The sequence below is a fragment of the Microbacterium sp. MMO-20 genome (assembly GCF_037147735.1).
Taxonomy (GTDB): domain Bacteria; phylum Actinomycetota; class Actinomycetes; order Actinomycetales; family Microbacteriaceae; genus Microbacterium.
Window position 1 is genome coordinate 118,695 of record NZ_JBBCUU010000004.1, and the last position, 21,151, is coordinate 139,845.

16 protein-coding genes are annotated in these 21,151 nt (G+C 71.6%); 8 read left to right on the forward strand and 8 right to left on the reverse strand.

Annotation, left to right across the window (positions count from 1 at the left end; genetic code table 11):
- The first annotated feature begins 106 nt into the window (after window positions 1-106).
- The gene (gene treZ, locus WFI52_RS07635) at window positions 107-1,837 is read left to right on the forward strand and encodes a malto-oligosyltrehalose trehalohydrolase (protein ID WP_336626615.1); all 1,731 of its coding nucleotides are present in this window, start codon (window positions 107-109) and stop codon (window positions 1,835-1,837) included.
- A gap of 17 nt (window positions 1,838-1,854) precedes the next feature.
- Here treZ and WFI52_RS07640 read toward each other — a convergent pair whose 3' ends face one another.
- From WFI52_RS07640 to WFI52_RS07650, 3 genes are all read right to left on the reverse strand, one after another.
- A complete protein-coding gene (locus WFI52_RS07640; protein WP_336626616.1) occupies window positions 1,855-2,580 on the reverse strand; it encodes a glutamine amidotransferase-related protein in 726 nt (241 codons plus the stop codon).
- Window positions 2,581-2,630: 50 nt separating this feature from the next.
- Window positions 2,631-3,233, reverse strand: a complete 603-nt coding sequence (locus WFI52_RS07645; protein WP_336626617.1) for a LysR family transcriptional regulator substrate-binding protein — start codon at window positions 3,231-3,233, stop codon at window positions 2,631-2,633.
- A gap of 182 nt (window positions 3,234-3,415) precedes the next feature.
- Window positions 3,416-3,823, reverse strand: coding sequence for a transferase (locus WFI52_RS07650; protein WP_336626618.1), 408 nt, complete (start codon window positions 3,821-3,823; stop codon window positions 3,416-3,418).
- Between the two features lie 66 nt (window positions 3,824-3,889).
- Between WFI52_RS07650 and WFI52_RS07655 the strand changes: the two genes are divergently transcribed.
- Entirely contained in the window at window positions 3,890-4,549 is a 660-nt protein-coding gene (locus WFI52_RS07655) for a YitT family protein (RefSeq protein ID WP_336626619.1), read from the forward strand.
- 15 nt (window positions 4,550-4,564) lie between these two features.
- Here the strand turns inward: WFI52_RS07655 and WFI52_RS07660 are convergent, their stop codons facing one another.
- The 4 genes from WFI52_RS07660 to WFI52_RS07675 form a co-directional block, all read right to left on the reverse strand.
- Complete coding sequence (locus WFI52_RS07660) at window positions 4,565-5,347, reverse strand: DNA-formamidopyrimidine glycosylase family protein (RefSeq protein WP_336626620.1); 783 nt, start codon at window positions 5,345-5,347, stop codon at window positions 4,565-4,567.
- 57 nt (window positions 5,348-5,404) lie between these two features.
- Window positions 5,405-10,174: an ATP-dependent helicase gene (locus WFI52_RS07665; protein ID WP_336626621.1), complete on the reverse strand. Its 4,770-nt coding sequence runs from the start codon at window positions 10,172-10,174 to the stop codon at window positions 5,405-5,407.
- Window positions 10,175-10,275: 101 nt separating this feature from the next.
- Window positions 10,276-11,967 carry an ABC-F family ATP-binding cassette domain-containing protein gene (locus WFI52_RS07670; RefSeq protein WP_336626622.1) on the reverse strand — a complete coding sequence of 564 codons (1,692 nt, stop codon included), beginning with the start codon at window positions 11,965-11,967 and terminating at the stop codon, window positions 10,276-10,278.
- A 288-nt stretch (window positions 11,968-12,255) separates the two neighbouring features.
- The gene (locus WFI52_RS07675; protein ID WP_336626623.1) at window positions 12,256-12,936 is read right to left on the reverse strand and encodes an alpha/beta hydrolase; all 681 of its coding nucleotides are present in this window, start codon (window positions 12,934-12,936) and stop codon (window positions 12,256-12,258) included.
- A 91-nt stretch (window positions 12,937-13,027) separates the two neighbouring features.
- Here WFI52_RS07675 and WFI52_RS07680 point away from each other — a divergent pair, with 91 nt between their 5' ends.
- The 4 genes from WFI52_RS07680 (at window position 13,028) to WFI52_RS07695 (ending at window position 17,689) form a co-directional block, all read left to right on the forward strand.
- Window positions 13,028-13,657: an NUDIX hydrolase family protein gene (locus tag WFI52_RS07680; protein WP_336626624.1), complete on the forward strand. Its 630-nt coding sequence runs from the start codon at window positions 13,028-13,030 to the stop codon at window positions 13,655-13,657.
- Between the two features lie 28 nt (window positions 13,658-13,685).
- Window positions 13,686-14,288, forward strand: a complete 603-nt coding sequence (locus WFI52_RS07685) for an AlbA family DNA-binding domain-containing protein (RefSeq protein ID WP_336626625.1) — start codon at window positions 13,686-13,688, stop codon at window positions 14,286-14,288.
- Between the two features lie 21 nt (window positions 14,289-14,309).
- Window positions 14,310-16,259: a M3 family metallopeptidase gene (locus WFI52_RS07690; protein ID WP_336626626.1), complete on the forward strand. Its 1,950-nt coding sequence runs from the start codon at window positions 14,310-14,312 to the stop codon at window positions 16,257-16,259.
- A 107-nt stretch (window positions 16,260-16,366) separates the two neighbouring features.
- Window positions 16,367-17,689, forward strand: coding sequence for a DivIVA domain-containing protein (locus tag WFI52_RS07695; protein WP_336626627.1), 1,323 nt, complete (start codon window positions 16,367-16,369; stop codon window positions 17,687-17,689).
- Between the two features lie 15 nt (window positions 17,690-17,704).
- Here WFI52_RS07695 and WFI52_RS07700 read toward each other — a convergent pair whose 3' ends face one another.
- Complete coding sequence (locus tag WFI52_RS07700; protein ID WP_336626628.1) at window positions 17,705-18,766, reverse strand: threonine aldolase family protein; 1,062 nt, start codon at window positions 18,764-18,766, stop codon at window positions 17,705-17,707.
- 40 nt (window positions 18,767-18,806) lie between these two features.
- Here WFI52_RS07700 and WFI52_RS07705 point away from each other — a divergent pair, with 40 nt between their 5' ends.
- A complete protein-coding gene (locus tag WFI52_RS07705; protein ID WP_336626629.1) occupies window positions 18,807-19,643 on the forward strand; it encodes a tryptophan-rich sensory protein in 837 nt (278 codons plus the stop codon).
- Window positions 19,644-19,757: 114 nt separating this feature from the next.
- Complete coding sequence (locus tag WFI52_RS07710; RefSeq protein ID WP_336626698.1) at window positions 19,758-21,140, forward strand: MFS transporter; 1,383 nt, start codon at window positions 19,758-19,760, stop codon at window positions 21,138-21,140.
- The last annotated feature ends 11 nt before the right edge of the window (window positions 21,141-21,151 follow it).

Below are 21,151 nucleotides of genomic sequence, written 5' to 3' on the forward strand. Positions count from 1 at the left end.
TTCGTCGCCGCCCGCACCTCGGAGGCGCTGTGGGCGAGCGTCGAGCTGTCGCGGGTCGCGCGTCAAGGGGCGCGGTGCATCCGTCCGGCACGGGCAGGATGGACGCATGACGATCGAGGTGTGGGCGCCCCGTGCGCCGCGGGTTCGACTGCGACGTCCGGGTGAGACCGACATCGATCTCACCCGCGCGGAAGCCGGGTGGTGGCGTGTCGATGTCGCCCTGGCGCCGGGCGCCGAATACGGGTTCGTCCTCGGCGACAGCGCCGACGCACCCGCACGGCCCGATCCCCGCTCGCGGCGGCAGCCGCGCGGCGTGCACGACCTCTCGGCGTGGGATGACGCGGCATCCTTCCCCTGGACCGACGCCTCGTGGCCGGGGCGCCCTCTCGAGGGAGGCCTGGTCTACGAACTGCACATCGGCACGTTCACGCCCGAGGGCACACTCGACGCGGCGGCCGCGAAGCTCGCGTACCTCGCCGATCTCGGGGTCACGCACGTCGAGTTGCTCCCTGTGAACGGCTTCAACGGCACCCACAACTGGGGCTACGACGGCGTGCTCTGGTACACCGTGCAGGAGGACTACGGCGGGCCGGAGGCGTACCGGCGCTTCGTGGATGCCGCGCACGCCGCCGGACTCGCCGTCATCCAGGACGTCGTCTACAACCACCTCGGGCCGTCGGGGAACTACCTGCCCGAGTTCGGACCCTATCTGCGGGAGGGGCACGCCAACACCTGGGGCGACAGCGTGAACCTCGACGAACGCGCCGTCCGCGACTACATCACGGGGAACGCCCTCATGTGGCTGCGCGACAACCACGTCGACGGGCTGCGCCTCGACGCCGTCCACGCCCTCCACGAATCAGGCGATCAGCCCCAGCACATCCTCGCCGAGCTCTCCGCGGCCGTCGACGCGCTCTCCGCCGACCTCGGCCGGCCCCTCACCCTCATCGCCGAGAGCGACCTGAACGATCCGATCATGATCACGGCGCGCGATGCCGGCGGCTACGGCATCCACGCGCAATGGGTCGACGACTGGCATCACGCCGCACACGTCGCCCTCACGGGCGAGACGTCGGGCTACTACGCCGACTTCGCCGACCCCGCGGCGCTGCCGAAGACGTGGGCGGGAGGTTTCTTCCACGACGGCACATACTCCTCGTTCCGCGGCGAGAACTGGGGAAGGCCCGTGCCGGAGGCCGTGCCGTCGTGGCGGTTCGTCGAGTTCGCGCAGGACCATGACCAGATCGGCAACCGCGCCGCGGGCGACCGGCTCAGCCAGTCGCTGTCGTACGACCGGCTCGCTGTCGCCGCCGTCCTCACGATGACCGCGCCGGGCACCCCCATGCTCTTCATGGGGGAGGAGTGGGGTGCCTCGACGCCGTGGCAGTTCTTCACGTCGCACCCCGAACCCGAGCTCGCCGAGGCGGTACGGTCGGGCCGCAAGGCCGAGTTCGCCGCGATGGGATGGGACGAGTCGGTCGTCCCCGACCCGAACGACCCCGCGACCTTCCAGCGCTCCACGCTCGACTGGGCAGAAGCGGCGGAAGGTGATCACGCGCGACTGCTCGCGCTGTACCGGTCGCTCGCGCGGCTGCGACGGGAGCGCGCCGAGCTCACCGACTCGCACCGTGCGGGACACGCCGCCGAGTCGGCGGGACCGGGACGGTGGCTCCTGCACCGAGGCGCGGCGACGGTCTGGATCAATCTCTCCGATGAGCCGTGGCGCATCGATATCGCGTCCGGCGACACGGTGTGGCTCGCGACCGAGGAGGTCGCGGGGCCCGGCGGACTCGTCCTTCCGCCGGACGCGGCGGCGGTCGTCGGTCCTCCGGCATAGACCCCCGACGCCGCGGGTCAGAACGCGGTGGCGAAGGCGCGCAGGATGCGCGGGGGTTCCGACAGCGACGCGGCGAGTACGCGGGCGGCGATGCGGTCATAGTCGCGCGCGTCGAAATAGCCGTCGTCGCGATACACGGCCATGCGCTCCGTGAAGGCGTGGCCCGTGGGCTCGGGGTGGAACTGCGTCGCGTAGAGCCGATCGCCGACGCGGTAGGCCTGCACGGGGCATCCCTCGTTCTCAGCGAGCAGCACCGCGCCCGGGGGCAGGGTCGCGGTGCCCTCCTTGTGGGCGGTGAGGGCGGTGAACCGGTGCGCGAGCGCACCGAACAGCGGGTCGGCGCGGCCGTCGTCCGTCAGTGCGACGGGCGTCGGACCAGTGTCTTCGGGGTAGGCGCGTGTCACCTCGCCGCCGAGCGTGCGCGTCGCGACGCCGATGCCGTAGCAGGTGAAGAGCGCGGCGATGCGGCCGGACGCCGCTTCGTCGGCGAGGCGGGCGAGGGAGGCTTCGAGCCCACGCTGCGCGTCCGTCTTGGTGTCTTCGGGGTCGGTGACGTTGAAGGGGCTGCCGCCGACGACGGCACCGCGCCAGCGCGCGGTGAAGTCCGAAGGAAGAGTCTCGCGCACGAGGTCCCAGCGCTCCAGCTCGTCCTCGCCGAGGCGCATCGCCGTGCGGAACGACTCGTACTCGGCGGCCGCGGCGCCCTCCTGCGGGCGCGCGCACAGATACACGAGCGATGTCATGGGGCGAGTCTAGGCTTCCGCGCGAAGTTCCTTCAGCGCGACGGATCCCTTCAGCGCGACGAGTTCGCGGTGCGCCCGCGAACGATCCCGATGAAGGCGTCCACAAGGGGCGGGGTCGGGCCGTCGTCGCGCCACACGAGGGCGACGGTCGAGTGCGGTCCGTCGGTGAGCGGGCGGTGCGCGGCATCCTTCCGGTGGTGCAGGCGGGCGAGCGACATCGGCACGATGACGACGCCCACCCCCGTCACCGCCGTCGCGATGGCCTCTTCGACCGTCGAGGGTGGCGCGAACCGCGGCGGCTCGGCGCCACGGACGGTGACCGCGATCGGCGCGTGAGTGGGCGTGATCACGACTTCGCCGGCGAGATCGGCGAGGGTCAACTCCTCGGCGGCCGTGAGGTGCGAGTCGGCGCTGCACACGACGACCGGCACCTCGTCGTAGAGGGTGATCACGTGCAGTCCCGTGCGGTCGATCGGCAGCCGCACGAGCGCGGCGTCGACGGATGCCGAGGACACCGCTCCGCGCTGATCGCCGATCCCGAGCGGAACGAGCTCGAGGGGGATCTGCCCGTAGCGGCTCTTCCAGACGTCGATCCATTTTCCGGGCGTTGCGCCCTCGATCGCGCCGAGCCGGAACGGTCCGGGCGGCAGCACGAGCGGTGCGGAAGCGGTGCGGGCGGACGCTGGCGGCGTGGCGCGCGTCGGGGACTTCTTCGCCGACGGCGCCGGCTTTGACGTGCGCGCACTCGATCCCGAGGCGCCCGCTCGGCGAGGTCCGGGTCTCCCCGCTGATCTGCGTCCCGCCATGCAGCCAGCGTAGTCCGGGACGTGCAGACTCAGGCCGCCAGGCGCAGCCCGCGGCGGTCGGTGGCGACGGTCTCGCCGTCGGCGATCTGCTCGTCGTCGCCGATGAGCGAACCGCCCGCGACACGCGCGTGCGCGCCGATGACGGTGCGCACGCCGATCTTGGCCTTCGAGCCGATCGCCGCGCCCGAACCGATGTGGGCGTGCGGGGCGATCTCGGCACCGCGGCCGATGACGGCATCCGGTTCGATCCACGCTCCGCGGCCGATGTGCGCGCCCTCCGCGATCTGCACACCCGGTTCCACGTACGCTCCCGCCTCGACGAGAGCGGTCGCGTGCACCTTGGCGCCGTTCGCGATGAGGCCGCGACCGTTGACGTGCTTGCGGTAGCGCAGCGTCTTTCCCTGATCGTCTTCGATGTCGACGTAGTTCTTGCCCACGAGTCCTCCTCGACGGGTGCAACCGGCGGTCGCGGGGATTCATTCCCGCGCACGCGGCCGGGGAGAATGGATGCCGTGACCGCACCCGAACCCGACCCGACGACCGGCCCCTCGCTGGTCTTCGAGGAGAAGACGCAGGAGCACGGGATCGTCGAGGACGCCCTGGGGCTTCTGACCGGGACGTTCCTCGTGTCGCTGGGCCTCCACCTGCTGCACGCGGCACACGCCGTCACGGGCGGTACGGCGGGTCTCTCGCTCCTTCTCGGCTACGCGACGGCGTGGCCGTTCTGGCTGCTGTTCCTCGTGATCAATGCACCGTTCGCCCTGCTCGCGGTGTGGCGGCGAGGCTGGGACTTCACGGTGCGCACCCTCATCTGCATCGGTGCGGTGTCGGGCTGGGCACTCGTCCACGACGCGCTCTTCCCCGTCGGGTGGATCGAACCGTGGTACGGCACCCTCGCGGGCAATCTCCTCGCCGGCGTGGGCGTGCTGATCCTCTTCCGCCACCGCGCGAGCGTCGGCGGCATCAACATCATCGGCCTCGAGATCCAGGACCGCACGGGCTTCCGCGCCGGGTGGACGATGATGATCTTCGACGTCCTGATCGTCCTCTCGGCCCTCCTCGTCGTGCCGTGCACGAACGTGCTCATGAGCGCGGTGGGAGCCGTACTGCTCAACCTCGTGCTCGCGCTCAACCACCGCCCAGGGCGGTACCTGGGGCACTGAGCGGGAGCCTGCGCCTCACGTCTGACAGACGGGGCACCAGAACACTATCCGCTCGCTCGTCTCGGTGGCTCCGAGGTCGCCGCGCTGGATGAGCGTGCCGCACCGACGGCACGGCTTGCCGCCGCGGCGGTACACCCAGTCCTGCTGGCCGGGGCGCGTGTCGCCCGTGAACGTGCGCCCGGAGCGGTCGCGGTTCGCGCGGATCATGCGTGCGGCGGTGTCGATGAGGCCGACGATGTGCGCACCGTCCAGGTCGTTCGCGGGGCGTGTCGGCAGGATGCCGCGAACGAAGAGCAGCTCGTTCGCGTACTCGTTCCCGAGCCCGGCGAGGTTGCGCTGGTCCAGCAGCGCAACGTGGACGGGACGTGTGTCGGCGCCGAGGTTTCGCGCCGCGGCATCCGGGTCCCAGTCCGGCCCGAGCAGATCGGGGCCGAGGTGGCCGACGAGGTCGTCTTCGCTCGATGTCGGCACGAGATCGACCATCGCGATCTCGAACCCCACGGCTGTCGCGCGCGGCGTGCCGACGATCGCACGCGCCTGGAACGCGGGTGACCGCCACCGCTCGCCCGGGCGGAAGACGAGCCAGCGCCCCTCCATCTTGAGGTGCGAATGCAGCGTCATCTCGCCGATGCGCATGAGGAGGTGCTTGCCGCGGGGCGTCACGTCGTGGACGACCTCGCCGGTGAGATCCGCTGTCGCGTGGCGCGGAACGCGCAGGTCGAAGCGCGTCACCTCCTGACCGGCGAGCGCCTCGTGCAGGCGCCGCGCGGTGCGGAAGACGGTGTCACCCTCAGGCATAGGAGGTCTCAGGCATAGGAGGTCTCAGGCATGGGAGGTCTCAGGCATCCGAATCCGTCATCGTGCGCGCCGCAGGGTCAGACCGCGACTCGACTCGACGAAACCCGCCGCCAGCAGGGCCCGCCCCGCGGGTGTGCCGTAGACGAACGCACCCGACACCTGTTCCACCGTGAGCGTGTCCAACCGTCGCGCGCGTGCCGTGTCGACGAGGCTGCGCGCGGCCGCGGCGAGCACGGCGTCATCCTCCGAGAAGGCGAGCGCCGACCGGCCGCCGCGCTCGAGGTACAGCACGAGTGCGCCGTCGACGAGCACGACGAGGCCCCCGGCTTTGCGACCGGGGCGATGGGCGACGCCATCGAGCGCCGGCCATCCGAGCGCCGCGCCGTACGGGTTGGCCGGGTCGGTCGCGGCGAGGGTGAGCGCGTGGAGCGGCGCCGGATCGGCGAGGGCGGCGAACGTCCGCAGGCGGTCGACGGTGGAGGATGCCGCGAACTGCGCCGCACCGAGCCGCTCGATGAAGTAACCGCGGCGCGTGTGACCGGCATCCTCGAACCCCGCCAGGATCCGGTACGCCTGCGCGAAACCGCCCGGGACGCCCTCGGCCTGCACACTGCCGCGCGTCACGACGCCGTAGCGCTCGAGCAGCATGCTCGCCGCTGCGGTGGCGCGCACGGCGCCGTCGGCGCTCGGGTCGGGGAGCAGCGACCAGCGTCCCCCCACGAGCGGCGGCCGGGCCGGCGCCGCCGCACCCCGCACGGCCTGCACGGCCTGCAGCGGCACGCCGCGGAACATCCGTGCTCGTGGCGTCCGCCGCACGGCGCGGTGCGCCTGCGACCCGCCGCCGAGGAGGGCCCGCACGGGAGCGAACGTGTCGTTCGTGACGCGTCCCGTCCAGGTGAGGTTCCAGAGGGCGTCGATGACGGCCTGTTCGCTCGTCGCTCCCGTCATCGCGACGAGTTGCGCGGCGAAGTAGGCCCCGCCCGTCGCGAGCGCGGCGAGGAGCTGCTGCTCGAACGCGTCGGGCTCCGCCCCCTCGTCCCTCGGCGCGAGAGTGAGAGGGAGCGCGTCGGCGGGGTGCAGGGCGATCCATCCGTCGCGTCCGGGCAGCGATCCGTGCCCCGACCAGACCACCTCGCCTGTCGCGGTGAGCTCGTCGAGCATCGCGGGTGCGTAGTCGGTGACGCGCGAGGGCAGGATGAGCGACTCCCACGCACTCGCCGGAAGCGGGACGCCGGCGAGCTGTTCGATCGTCGCCAGCACACCGTCGATTCCCTCGAGGGGCCGGCCGCCGACCGATCCGGCTATGTGCTGCCACGACGGCAGGAACCGGGCGAATGCCTCGGGCGTGACCGGCTCGACCGTTCCGCGGATCGCGGCGAGCGAGCGCAGACGCAGGCGGCGCAGCACCTCGCTGTCGCACCACTCCAGGTCGCCCGTCTCGGAACCGCCGCGCGATGTCTCGGCGGGCAGGAAGAATCCGCTCGCGATACGCCCCTGCGACTCCAGCCGTTGCAGCGTCTGCCGCGCGACGGCCGCGCCGATTCCCAGACGGCTGGCGACGTCCGACGTGCGGAAAGGGCCGTGCGTGCGCGCGTGGCGGGCGACGAGGTCGGCGAGCGGGTCGACGACGGGTTCGAGGAACGCGACCGGGATGCCAACGGGCAACGCGATCCCGAGGGCGTCGCGCAGGCGCCCCGCGTCCTCGATCTGCGCGGTGCGGCTCTCGCCCGCGATCGTCACGCCGATCGCCCGGCGCGCCGTCACGAGCTCGTCGAGCAGTGTCGCCGCCGTGGCGCGGTCGGCCGGCGCTCCGGGGGCGGCGTCAGAGCCGGGCGCCCCCTCGGGGCCGGGCGCGCCCTCGAGCCGCAGCGCGACCTCATCGGCGCTCAACGGGCCGAGCAGGCGCAGCAGGTCCGCGACCCCCTCGACGCCGCGCACCCGTCGGTCGGGGGCGAGACGCTGCGCCTCGGCTTCGAACTGCGCGATGACGGCGGGGTCGAGGAGCTCTCGCATCTCGACCTTGCCGAGCAGCTCGCTCAGCAGTGCCGGGTCGACCGACAGGGCGGCCGCGCGGCGCTCGGCCAGCGGGGAATCGCCCTCGTACATGAACGCGCCGACATATCCGAACAGCAGGTCGCGCGCGAAGGGTGACGGCTGACTCGTCGTCGTCTCGACGAGGCGGATGCGTCGGTCGGCGATCGAGCGCGCGATGCGCAGCAGCGCCGGCACGTCGTAGACGTCTTGCAGCACTTCGCGCAGGGTCTCGAGGATGATCGGGAACGTCGGATGGTTCTTCGCCACTTCGAGCAGCTGCGCCGACTTCTGCCGCTGCTGCCACAGCGGCGACCGCTTGTTGGGGTTCAGGCGCGGCAGCAGCAGCGCGCGCGCTGCGCACTCGCGGAAGCGAGACGCGAACAGGGCCGACCCGCCGACCTCGTCCGTGACGAGCTGCTCGAGCTCGTCCGCGTCGAACACGAAGAGCTCCGCGCCGGGGGGCTCGCTCTCGGCATCCGGCACTCGCACGATGATGCCGTCGTCGCTCGCGACCGCTGACCCGTCGACGCCGAGCCGCTCGCGGATGCGCGCGTTGACCGCCAGCGCCCACGGTCCGTGCACGTGCATGCCGTACGGGGAATGCAAGATGATCCGCCAGTCGCCGACCTCGTCGCGCGAGCGCTCGACGGTCAGCGTGCGATCGGTCGGCAACGTGCCGGTGGCCTCCTTCTGCTCGGCGAGGTACGCGAGGAGATTCCCGATCGCATTGTCGTCGAGACCCGACTCGCGCAACCGCGCGGTCGCCTTCTCAGCGGAGGATGCCGCGACCTCGCGCGAGAACGCACCCAGTGCCTCGCCGAGCTCGGCCGGCCGGCCGAGGCCGTCGCCGTGCCAGAACGGCAGCTTGCCGGGCTGCCCGAAGGCCGGGAGCACATTGACGCGGTCGTGGGTGATCTCGACGATCCGCCAGCTCGTCGTGCCCAGTGTGAAGACGTCGTTGACGCGCGACTCGTACACCATCTCCTCGTCGAGCTCGCCGACGCGCGCGTTCCGCGTCTCACCGGCGACGAAGACGCCGAACAGGCCGCGATCGGGGATCGTCCCGCCGCTCGTCACGGCGACCCGCTGCGCGCCGGGGCGCCCCGTGAGAGTGCCGTGATCGCGGTCCCAGACGACCCTCGGCCGGAGCTCCGCGAATTCGTCTGAGGGGTACTTCCCGGCGAGCAGATCGAGCGTCGCCTCGTACGCTGAGCGCGGCAGGGTGCGAAACGGCGCCGAACGCTTGACCGTCTCGAACCAGTCCTCCACATCGATCGTGCCCGTGGCGCAGGCCGCGATCGTCTGCTGCGCGAGGATGTCGAGCGGATTCGCGGGCACCGAGATCGCCTCGATCTGCCCCGCGAGCATGCGCTCGGTCACGACGGCCGTGTGCAGCACGTCGCCGCGATGCTTGGGGAACAGGGCCGCGCGACTGATCTCTCCGACCTGGTGACCCGCGCGGCCGACGCGCTGCAGGCCGGATGCCGCGGAGGGCGGCGCCTCGACCTGGATGACGAGGTCCACCGCGCCCATATCGATGCCGAGCTCGAGCGAGCTCGTCGCGACGACGCAGCGCAGCGTGCCACTCTTCAGCTCGTCCTCGACCTGAGCGCGCTGCTCCTTCGACACCGAGCCGTGGTGCGCTTTGGCGAGGACCGGCTCCACTCCCGCCGACGAACCCGCCTGCGCCATCGTCGCGGCGGGGATCGCTGGGGTCGGCACCTCCACACCGAGACGCTCGGCGTAGATCTCGTTGAGCCGCCCGGTCAGCCGCTCGGCGAGCCGGCGCGAGTTCGCGAAGACGATCGTGGAGCGGTGCGCGAGCACGCGATCGACGATCGCCTCCTCGACGTGCGGCCACACCGAGCCCGTCACTTCTGACGGCTGCGAGGGCGCGGCGAACCAATCGCCGTCGCCGGCATCCTCCGCGGTCTCGCCGTCGCCCGCTGTCTCGGCCGCCGCCGGCGGCGGCGGGGGCGGGTTCAGCATGTCTTCGAGCGGGACGACGACGCGCAGATCGAACGTCTTCGACGCGCGTGGAGCGACGACCTCGACCGGCGCTGACCCGCCGAGGAATCGTGCGACCTCGTCGATCGGCCGCACCGTCGCCGACAGCCCGATGCGCTGCGCGGGGGACTCGAGGAGAGTGTCGAGCCGCTCGAGACTCACGGCGAGATGCGCGCCGCGCTTGGTGGCCGCGACCGCGTGCACCTCGTCGACGATGACGGTATGCACGCCTCGCAGCGTCTCGGATGCCTGCGACGTCAGCATCAGGTAGAGCGACTCGGGCGTCGTGATGAGGATGTCGGGCGGATCGGCGACGAGTTTGCGGCGGTCGGCCGACGTCGTGTCTCCCGAGCGCACGCCGACCGTCACCTCGGGCACCGGGATGCCGAGGCGGCGCGCCGACTGCCCGATGCCGACGAGCGGGGAGCGCAGATTCCGCTCGACGTCGACGCCGAGCGCCTTGAGGGGCGACACGTAGAGGATGCGGGTGGTCGGGGCATCCGCCTTCTGTCTCTTCGGCTTCGTGCCCGACCTCGCACCCGGGTTCGCGCCGGCTGCCGCATCGGCCGCGGCGGGAGCGGCGACCGCCTTCTCGCGGAACACGCGGTCGATCGCCCACAGGAACGCCGACAGTGTCTTGCCCGACCCGGTCGGCGCGACCACGAGCGCGTGCTTGCCGTGCGAGATCGCCTCCCAGGCCCCCGCTTGGGCCGGGGTGGGCTCGGCGAAGGCGCCACGGAACCAGTCCTGCGTCGCAGGACCGAATCGCTCGAGCACGTCGCCCATCCGTCCATCTTGGCGCGAGCCTCCGACATCGGCGCAGGTGTTCGCCGACAGCGCCGTCAGTCAGAGCACGTCGGGAAGCGCTCGATGCCAGGGAGGAAGGCTCACACCGCGCGCTCCGCCCCGTCGAGCCGTGTCTCGGCCAGCCGCCCGTCCCGCAGCTCGAGTACGAGGCTCGGCTCCAGGCGCGCCAGGAACGCGTCGTCGTGACTCACCACGAGCACGCCGCCGCGGTAGGCGCCGAGGGCGTCGACGAGCTGGTCCACGGTGTCGAGATCGAGGTTGTTGGTCGGCTCGTCGAGCACGAGCAGGTGCGGCGGGGGATCGGCCATCAGCACGCACGCGAGTGCCAGGCGGAACCGCTCGCCGCCCGACAGCGCCGCCGCGGGCCGCAGCACCGTGTCGCCGCGCAGGAGGAACCGGGCGAGCCGATTCCGGAGCTCGACGTCGCCGACGCTCGGCGCTGCCCGGCGCAGGTTCTCGAGCGGGGATGCCCCGTCGTCGAGGCCGTCGACGCGCTGCGAGAGGTACCCGACGCGGTCGGTGTGCGCGGCGGCATCGACGAAACTCCGGCGATCTGCCGCGATAACGCTCGAATCGGCCCATGACGGTCGCTCGGGCGCCGGATCACCGGAGTTTTGTCGCGCCGTTCCGATCAGCCGCCGCACGAGCGTCGTCTTGCCCGCCCCGTTCGGCCCGATGAGCGCGATGCGCTCCGGTCCCTGCACGACCCACGACCGATCGCCGTCGTGCAGGGTCGCGAGCCGGCGCCCGGCCCCGACGCCGGGATCGGGCAGATCGATGCGCACGCTGTCGTCGTCGCGCACACGCCGTTCCGCGGCATCCAGCGCCGACCGTGCCCGCGCCTCCTTGCCCGCCGCCTCGATGCGCAACCGGCCGGCCGACTCCTGCGCGGCGCGCTTCCGCGCCCCTGCGATGATCCCCGGCACGCGCTTCTCCGCGAAGGCCTTGCGCCCGATCGCGGCGCGGGTCGACAGCACCTGCTCCTGATGGATGCGGTCCCGCTTCTCTCGTCGCACCACCTGGCGCGCCGCCGCCTCGGCCTGGCGGGCGGCCGACTGCTCGGCGTCCAGCGCTTCGCGCCACTGAGAATAGGGGCCGCCGAAGGTCGACAGTGCGCTGCCGTACAGCTCGGCGGTGTCGTCCATGAGGTCGAGCAGCGTCGTGTCGTGGCTGACCACGATGAGCGCGCCGCGCCAGCGGCGCACGAGCTCGTAGACCCGTTCACGGGCGTCGCGATCGAGGTTGTTGGTGGGTTCATCGAGCAGCGCGATCGGTGCCGCGCGCAGCCGCACTCCGACGAGCGCGGCGAGCACCGCTTCGCCGCCGGAGAGCTGACCGATGCGACGGTCCAGGATGCCGGGTGGCAGGCCGGCCTCGTCGAGCGCCGCCGCGGCGCGCGCCTCGACGTCCCACTCGTCGCCGACGGCGTCGAAGAGATGCGGGGAGGCGTCGCCCGCCGCGATCGCGCGCACGGCGTCGAGCGGCGCGGCCACGCCGAGAACATCCGCGACGCGACGGTCGGTGTGAAGCGTCAGTCGTTGCGGCAGCAGATCGACGGTGCCGGTCGTCGAAATCGTCCCGGATGCCGGCGCAAGAGCGCCCGCGACGAGAGCGAGCAGCGTCGACTTGCCGGATCCGTTGCGTCCGACGAGGCCGGTGCGTCCCGCGCCGAACGCGCCGGAGACGTCGTGCAGCGCCGTCGTGCCGTCCGGCCAGGTGAAGGTCACTCGGTCGATGGCGACCGCGGGGGAGGGGGAATGAGTGGTGGGCATGGTGTCCTTCCGAATCGCGAAAGCGCAGACGCGGCGGACACCGGTGCCTCGGCGATGCGAGCGGACGTGCATGGGCACGCACCCGGAGGAGGCGGAAGGTCGACGGTCAGCGCGGAGGGATGCGCGGACACGTCGATGATCCGGTCGGAAAGAGCGGAGGGTCGACGATCAGCGCGGGGTCACTGCGCGGCGTCGATACGCTTCAACGGCTCTTCCTCACGCTCGGGACGGGGACCTGCCAACTGTAACGCGACCGGCTGAGGGATGCCAGGGAGTCCATGTCGCGCGTCAGCTCGCCAGGTCATCGAGGCGCTTCTGCAGGAATGCGCGGACATCGCCGAGCTCCTCCTCCGAGACGCTGTGCGTCAGTCCCGGGTACACCCGCCCGCTCAGCTCGACGAATCTCGGCAGCCACTCGGTCGTGCGAGCGACGCGTGCGGCAGGGATGACCTCGTCTCGGGCGCCGCGCCCCCAGAACACGGGGGGTCGTGCGGCCGCGAGGGCGGCATCCGTCGGCAGCTCGCCGTCGGCCACGAATCCCGCGAGCACGACGGCGAACGCGATGCGCTCGGGCGCGAGGCGCAGCGTCTGCAGCGCGATCGCGCCGCCTTGAGAGAAGCCCAGGAGCCCGACCGACTCGGCGTCGGGCGCGACTCGCGCGAGCCAGTCCAGAAGGCCTTCGGATGCCGCGGTGACGGCGCCCCCGGCATCCTGCCCCGACGCCTCGACGCCCTCGATCGGGAACCACGACCATCCGGGCGCCGGGAAGGGAGGGGTGAGCGGCGCGCGCACCGCCGCGACCACGAACTCCGGCGGCAGGTACGGCACCAGGCCGAACAGGTCGCCCTCGTGCGACCCGTAGCCGTGGAGGAGCACGAGGAGCGGTCGGTCGCGCAGGGCCGCGGTGCGCTCGTCGGGCGGCACCGACCACAGCACAGCGTCGTCGTCGAGGGCGGGAATCTCGCTCATGCGCTTCATCCTGGCATCCGCCGCCGACACCGCCGCCGCCGACACTGGGGTCGCCGCGACGGGATCCGGGGCGACCGGGTATACATGAGGCATGGCCGTCCGCACCCCCGACCCCGATCCCGCCGACCGTGACGACGACGGTGCGCGCCGAGGGAATCCGCTCGGCGACGGGTCGTTCTCATCCCCGGCTCCGCGCAACGCCGCGAATCCCGGCTGGCTCAGCGATGTCGAACTGGCGGAGGCGCGGCGTCGTCTGCCGATCCTGTATGTCGAAGCCGTGCCGGTCCGCACCGACGGCATGGGTCAGGTGACGCAGGTCGGTGTGCTTCTGCGCGCGACCCCGCTCGGCGAGATCACCCGATCGATCGTGTCGGGGCGCGTACGCTACGGCGAGACGGTGCGCGACGCCCTCTTCCGCCACCTCGAAAACGACCTCGGTCCGATGGCCTTTCCGCTGCTGCCGCCGCAGCCGGTTCCCTTCACGGTCGCCGAGTACTTCCCGATGCCGGGGCTCACGGCGTTCCACGACGACCGCCAGCACGCCGTCTCGCTCGCCTTCGTCGTTCCCGTTACGGGCACGTGCGAACCGCGTCAGGACGCGCTCGAGGTCACCTGGATGAGCCCCGAGGAGGCGGCCTCCGACACGCTCGCGGCCGAGATGGAGGGTGGCCGTTCGACCCTCGTGCGCCAGGCGCTGGCCTCCGTCGGCGCGCTGCGCTGAGAGGCTCGGCCTCCGCCTGTGGATGCCGGTGTCGCTGCTGATCGCGGCGGGCACCAGCATCGCGCTGTCGTTCCTCGTGGCATCCGTCTTCGCTCTCGCCCGCCGCGATGCGGCGATCGACGTCGCGGCGCTCGTCGCGGCGGGCGAGAGCGACCGCGTGGAGTTCAAGGAGACGGCGCGCTGGAACGTGCGCGACGACAAGAAGGACGCGCGGATGGAGCAGGTCGTCGCGAAGACGGTCGCCGCGTTCCTCAACAGCGCGGGCGGCACGCTCGTGATCGGCGTCGATGACGCCGGCCGCGCCGTCGGACTCGATCGGGACTTCTCGACGCTGCGGACGCCCGATGCCGACCGCTTCGAGCTCTGGCTGCGTGACCTGCTCGCCACCTCGATCGGCAAGAACGCCGCCGCGCTCCCGAAGATCCGTTTCGCCGATCTCGACGGCGTCACGGTCTGCGCCGTGCGATGCCCGCGCGCCGCCGAGCCCGTCTTCCTGACGCAGGGCGGTTCGACGGAACTGTGGGTGCGGGTGGGCAACTCGACGCGCGCGCTCGGTGTCGACGAGGCGGTCAGCTACGTTGCGCGGCGGTTCAGTCCGTCGTTCGCCGACGTGGTACTCGGTCGTCGCTGAGCCGCATCGTAGGCTCGGGACATGAGCACACCCGACCCCCTCGTCTTCCCGACCGACCACGACGGCTGGCTCGCGTTCGTCACCGAGCGGCCTGCCGCCGCCGTCGCTCTCATCGCCGATGTCGACGCGCGGCTCGCGGCGATCGCCGAGGCGGAGGCGGTGGATGCCGCCGAGGTCGTCGATCTCTGGAACGACGCCGATATCGCGCTGCACCGGGCGACGAGCGAGGTCTACCTCCTCAGCGAGTCGCACCCCGACGAGGACGTCCGCGCGGCCGCGGAGGCCGAGGTGCAGCGCCTCGAAGCGCTCGGCGCGGAGCGCCTGCAGCGGCGGGAGCTGTTCGCGGCGGTCGCCGCGGCCGAGGAGGCGGCGGTGACGGCCGGCCTCGACGATGGGGCGCGGCGCCTGCTCAGCCAGGTGCTCCGCGACTTCCGGCGCGGTGGCGTCGACCTGCCGGATGCCGAGCGCGAACGCGTGCGCGAACTCACCGACCGCGACACCGAGCTGAGCCTCGAGTTCTCGCGCAACATCCGCGACGGGCGCCGCGAGATCCGGGTCGCGCCCGAGGCGCTCGCCGGGCTGCCGCAGGACTTCATCGACGAGCACGCGCCGGGCGATGACGGCCTCGTCGTCCTCACGACCGACTACCCCGACCTCATGCCGGTGCGCGAGTACGCGACCGATCGCGCGACGCGCACGGCGCTCGTCGCCGCGTACAACGACCTCGCCTGGCCCGAGAACGACGCCGTGCTGGCCGAGCTCCTCGCCGTCCGCGCCGAGCGCGCGGCGCTCCTCGGCTACGGCGACTGGGCCGACTACGAGACCGAGCCCCGCATGATCGGGTCGGGCGGCGCGATCGCCGATTTCCTCGCTCGTGTCGACGAGGCGTCGATCGCCGCCGCCGAGGCCGAGTACCCGCTGCTGCTCGAGCGCCTGCGGCACGACGACCCCGACGCGACCGAGGTGACGATCGCCGACTTCTTCCACCTGCTCAGCACGCTGCGCAAGGAGCGCCACGACGTCGACGCACAGCTCGTGCGCTCGTATTTCACGTTCGACCGCGTGCTGCCGGGGCTGCTCGAGACCACGGGGCGGCTGCTCGACGTCGAGTATGTTCCGGTCGAGGTCGCCACGTGGCATCCCGACGTCCACTCCTACGACGTCGTGCGCGGCTCGGGCGACGGGGCGGAGCGGCTCGGACGCATCCACCTCGACCTGCACCCGCGCGAGGGCAAGTACACGCACGCCGCCTGCTTCGGCCTGGCGCCGGGGATCACAGGGCGGGTGCTGCCCGAGTCGGTGCTCCTGTGCAACTTCGCCCGCGGCTACATGACGCACGACGAGGTCGTCACGTTCTTCCACGAGTTCGGACACCTGGTGCACGCCATCCTCGGCGGCGCACAGCGGTTCGCCCGGTTCACGGGTGTCGCGACCGAGTGGGACTTCGTCGAGGCGCCCAGCCAACTGCTGGAGGAGTGGGCGTGGGATGCCGGGGTCTTGGCATCCTTCACGGCGGGGCCCGACGGGGATCCCATCCCCGCCGACCTCGTCGCGAAGATGGCGGTCGCCGACGGCTTCGGGCGTGCGCTCGAGGTGCGCCGCCAGCTCGGGCACGCGAACGTTTCCTATCACCTTCACGTCGACCGGCCCGCGGATCTGCAGGCCGCGAGCGAGCACTGGTACGACGTCACGAGCCCCGTGGGGCCCCTGCGCGGCCTGCACTCGTACGCCGGGTTCGGTCACCTGACCGGTTACGGCTCCTGCTACTACACGTATCAGTGGAGCCTCGTGATCGCTCGTGACCTGCTCTCGGCCTTCGGCGGCGACCTCATGAACGCGGATGTCGCGACGCGCTACCGGCGCGAGATCCTCGAGCCCGGCGGCAGCCGCGACGCCGCCGACCTCGTCGAGTCCTTCCTCGGACGTCCGTACGGCTTCGAGGCGTATCGGGAGTGGCTTTCGGGCTCCTGACGCCTGGCGGGGCACGCGGGGTGCGGGGGTACGATTCTCGTGTCGACCCACCCGAGGTCGCACCCTCGCCCGGCGACACTCGTCGCCCCCTCGAAGCGGAGTCCCCTGTGTCCGACGCGCCCGACCGCCACGACGACGCCCTCACGTCGCCTTTCGACGAGCTGATGGCCGGCGCCTCCGCGTCCGGCGAAGGCCCGTCCGCAGCCTCGGCGGCATCCACGACGTCCGGCGGCGAGTTCACCACGACGTTCCGCGGCTACGACAAAGCCGAGGTGGATGCCGCCATCGCCGCGCTCACCGCACAGCGCGGCGCCCACGCGGAGCAGCTCGCGCGGGCGAAGGACGACGCGCGTCGCGCGGAAGCGACGATCGACGAGCACGCCGCGACCATCCGCGACCTCGAGCGTCGCCTTTCGGGGCTCGAAGCCGACCTCGCCGTCGAGCAGGCGCGCGCCGCGAACGCCGAAGACAAGGTCCAGACGCTCACCGACGAACTCGTGAATGCGGAGGGCGAATCGTCCAAGGGTCGCGAGCGGTTCGAAGAGGTCCTGCGCGTCGCCGAGGAGCAGGCATCCGTCATCATCAAGAACGCGAGCGTCCAGGCCGACCGGCTCATGGAGGCGGCGCGCGACGAAATCGCCGCGCAGCGCGCGAGTGCTCAGGCCGATGCCGACGCGGTGCGTCAGCAGGCCGATACGGATGCCGCGCAGGCGCGACTGCGCATCGACACCGAGCTCACCGCGCACGCCGCTCAGCTCGAGCGGGAGGCCGCGCACGCCGCCGAGAAGGTCGCGCAGGCCGATCAGGAAGCCGCGGCGATCCGCACGGAGGCGGAGAAGGGCGCGGCGGCCCTTCGCGCCCTCGTCGCCCGCGAGAGCGAGCAGGCTCGGGCCGAGGCCGAGGAGGCCGTCCGTGAGCAGCGCATGCGCGCGCTCGAGTTCGAGGAGTCGCTGACGCGACGTCAGGACGATGCGCAGCAGGAGTTCCTCATGCTGCACAACCAGGCCGTCGCCCATGCCGAACGGATCACCCAGGACGCGAACGACCAGGTCGCCGCCTCGGTCGAGCACGCGCAGCGCATCAGCGCGAAGGCGGAGGACTTCGACAAGCTCATGCGCGCTCAGGCGCAGCAGATCGACGCCGATGCGAAGCTCCGTGCGCGCGAGACCCTCGACCGCGCGAGCATCAAGGCGCAGAAGATCATCGACACCGTCACGCAGCACTCGCAGTCGGTGCTGCGCGACGCCGAGGATCGTACGCGGGCGCTGCGCTGGCAGCAGCAGCAGCTCACGAGCTTCATGTCCGAAGTCAAGGAGCTCATGCGCACCGAGGGTGCCGGCGCCGCGGCGGACGCCGGGAGCGCGGCATCCGCCGAGCTGTCCGCTCCCGTCGTGCTCGACTCGGGCTTCGACGAGACCGCCGAGGGCTGAGCGCGTCGGCGCGGCTCAGGTCAGACGCGCGAGTTCCGCGACGAAGGCATCCACGTCCTCTTCGGTGGTGTCGAACGAGCACATCCACCGCACCTCGTTCTTCGCGGCGTCCCAGTCGTAGAAGCGGAACGCCGTGCGCAGCTCGTCGGCGACGCCGTCGGGCAGTGTCGCGAAGACGCCGTTCGACTGCGTCGGCTGGCTGAAACCGACGCCGGAGATCGATCCGTCGCGAAGGCCGGCTTCGACCCCCGCGCGCAGTCGGGCCGCCATCGCGTTGGCGTGGCGGGCGTTCCGCAGGTACAGGTCGCCGTCCAGCAGTGCGATCAGCTGAGCCGAGATGAACCGCATCTTCGATGCGAGCTGCATGTTGAGCTTCCGCAGGAACAGCAGTCCCTCGGATGCCGCGGGGTCGAGCACGACGACCGCCTCGCCGCCGAGAGCCCCGTTCTTCGTGCCGCCGAAGCTCAGGACGTCGACGCCGGCATCCGTCGTGAAGGCCCGCAGCGGCAGGTCGAGGGCGGCGGCGGCGTTCGACAGGCGCGCGCCGTCGAGGTGCAGGCGCATGCCGCGCGCGTGCGCGTGGTCGGCGAGGGCACGGATCTCCTCGGGCGTGTAGAGAGTGCCGAGCTCGGTCGACTGCGTGATCGACACGACGAGCGGCTGAGCGCGGTGCTCGTCGCCCCAGCCCCACGCCTCGCGGTCGACGAGCTCGGGGGTGAGCTTGCCGTCGTCGGTCGGCACGTTGAGGATCTTGATGCCCGCGACGCGTTCGGGGGCCCCGCCCTCGTCGACGTTGATGTGGGCGGTGGATGCCGCGATGACGGCGCCCCACCGGGGCAGCATCGACTGGAGCCCCGTGACGTTGGCGCCCGTCCCGTTGAAGACGGGGAAGGCCTGCACGCCCTCGCCGAAGTGGCGGGCGAACACCTCCTGCAGACGCGCGGTGTAGGCATCCTCGCCGTAGGCGATCTGGTGGCCGTCGTTGGCGGCGGCGATCGCCTGCAGGATCTCGGGGTGCACCCCGGAGTAGTTGTCGCTGGCGAAGCCTCGGATATCACGATCGTGGAGCGTTGTCACCGCTCCAGCCTAGATTCCCGCGGGCGCCTAGGCTCGCGACATGGCCACTGCAGCGGCATCATCCTCGGCATCCGCGACGCCTCGCGACCTCGTGCGGCAGATCGTCGTGATCAGCGCGTTCTCGTTCATGATCATCGGTGACGCGGTCGGGATCGGCGCGTTCGGCGGTACGCCGATCCAGGATGCCGTGGGCGGAGCCTTCGACCCCGACGCGTCATACCTGACCCCCGCGACGTCCGCGTTCAGCATCTGGAGTCTCATCTACCTCGGACTCCTCGGCTACACCGTGTGGCAGGCGCTGCCGTCGCAGCGCCAGAACGCGCGCCAGCGTGTCGTGGGGTGGTGGATCGCACTCACGATGGTGCTCAACGGCGGGTGGCTCGTCACGGTCCAGTTCGCGGGCGACGGCGGTGTGTGGGCGACCGTCGTCGTGCTCGCCCTCCTCGTCGCGGCGCTCTGCGTCGCGTACGTGCAGATCGTCCGCACCCGCCAGCCGCAGGACCGCATCGTCGCGACGGCGCTCCTCGATGGCGCGACCGGGCTGCACCTCGGCTGGGCGACCCTTGCGACCGTCGCCAACGTCGCCGCAGCGCTGACGGCGACCGGGCCCGCCTCGTGGGGAGATGCGGCGGACGTCGTGGGCGTCGTCGTGATCGTCGTCGTCGTCGTGATCGCGCTCGTCCTCGCCGCCTGGTCGCGGTGGAGTCTCGCGCCGGGTCTCGCGATCGGCTGGGGGCTCGTCTGGCTCGCCGTCGCACGTCTCGGGGGCGACCTGCACAGCACGCCGATCGGCGTCGCGGCGATCGGCGCCGCGGGGATCGTCGTCCTCGTGCCGGCGGGAATGCGCGTGCTGCGACAGTTCCGCCCCGTCGACTGACGGCCGGGGGTCTTCCCGCGTGTCGGAGGGGGCGGCTACTCTCGCCGCATGACCTCGATGGATGCCGCGGTGCCGGCCGCACCGCAGGGCGACTCCCGCACCCCCGCCGGCGGCATGCGCACGTTCCTCGGTGTGCTCGTCAACACCGCCGTCGCGAACGTCACGACCAGCTTCCTGTGGTTCGCGCTGACGTTCTGGGTGTACCTCGAGACGCGGTCCGTGCTCGCGACGGGCATCATCGGCGGTGCCTACATGCTGCTGCTGGCGCTGTTCGGCATGGTGTTCGGCACGTTCGTCGACCGACATCGCAAGCACCGGGTGATGGTCGTGTCGGCGCTGTGCACGCTGATCCTGTTCGGCGTCGCCGGGGTCATCTTCCTGCTGCTGCCGCAGCGCGCGATCCTCGATCTGGGCGGGCCGTGGTTCTGGCTGTTCTCCGCCGTCATCCTCGCCGGCGCGGTCGTCGAGAACCTCCGGAACATCGCGCTGTCGACCACCGTCACACTGCTCGTGCCGACCGAGCGCCACGCGAACGCGAACGGTCTCGTGGGCACCGTGCAGGGGCTCGCGTTCCTCGTGACGAGCGTCTTCTCGGGTCTCGCGATCGGCCTCGTCGGCATGGGGTGGACGCTCGTCATCGCCGTCGTGCTCACGGCGGCTGCGCTCGTGCACCTTCTGACGCTGCGCATCCCCGAGGGTGAGCCCGAACGCACGCCCGGAGCGAAGGCGATCGACATCCGCGGCGCCGCGGCCGCGATCCGCGCCGTCCCGGGACTGTTCGCGCTCATCCTGTTCTCGACCTTCAACAACCTCGTGGGCGGCGTCTACATGGCGCTCATGGACCCGTACGGTCTCACGCTGTTCGACGTGAAAGTGTGGGGGATCGTCCTCGGCGTGACTTCGACGGGGTTCATCATCGGGGGCGCGATCGTCGCCAAGCGGGGCCTCGGGCGCAACCCCATCCGCACGATGCTCCTCGCCGTCATCGTGATGGGCGTGCTCGGCGCCGTCTTCACGATCCGGGACTGGTGGTGGCTGTACGTCCTCGGCATCTGGCTCTACATGTCGCTCGTCCCGATCATCGAGTCGGCTGAGCAGACCGTCATCCAGAAGGTCGTGCCCTTCGAGACGCAGGGTCGCGTGTTCGGCGCGGCGGCGACGTTCGAGGCCGGCGCGGCACCCATCACGGCTTTCCTGATCGCGCCGATCGCCCAGTTCTGGGTGATCCCGTACATGGAGACCGATGCGGGCCGCGGCGCCTGGGGGTGGCTCCTCGGCGAAGGCCAGGGTCGCGGGATCGCACTCGTGTTCCTGGTGTCGGGGCTCGTCATGGTCGTCCTCGCGGCCCTGGCGTTCACGACGCGGTCGTACCGCATCCTCTCGCGTGAGTACACGGAGGTTCCCGCGGGTGAAGGTGACACTGACGGTGACGGCGAGCCCGCGATCGGACCCGCGTCGGCCGCTCAGGCGCGCGCCGGTGACGCCGGACTCGGGTGAGCCCGCCCGCG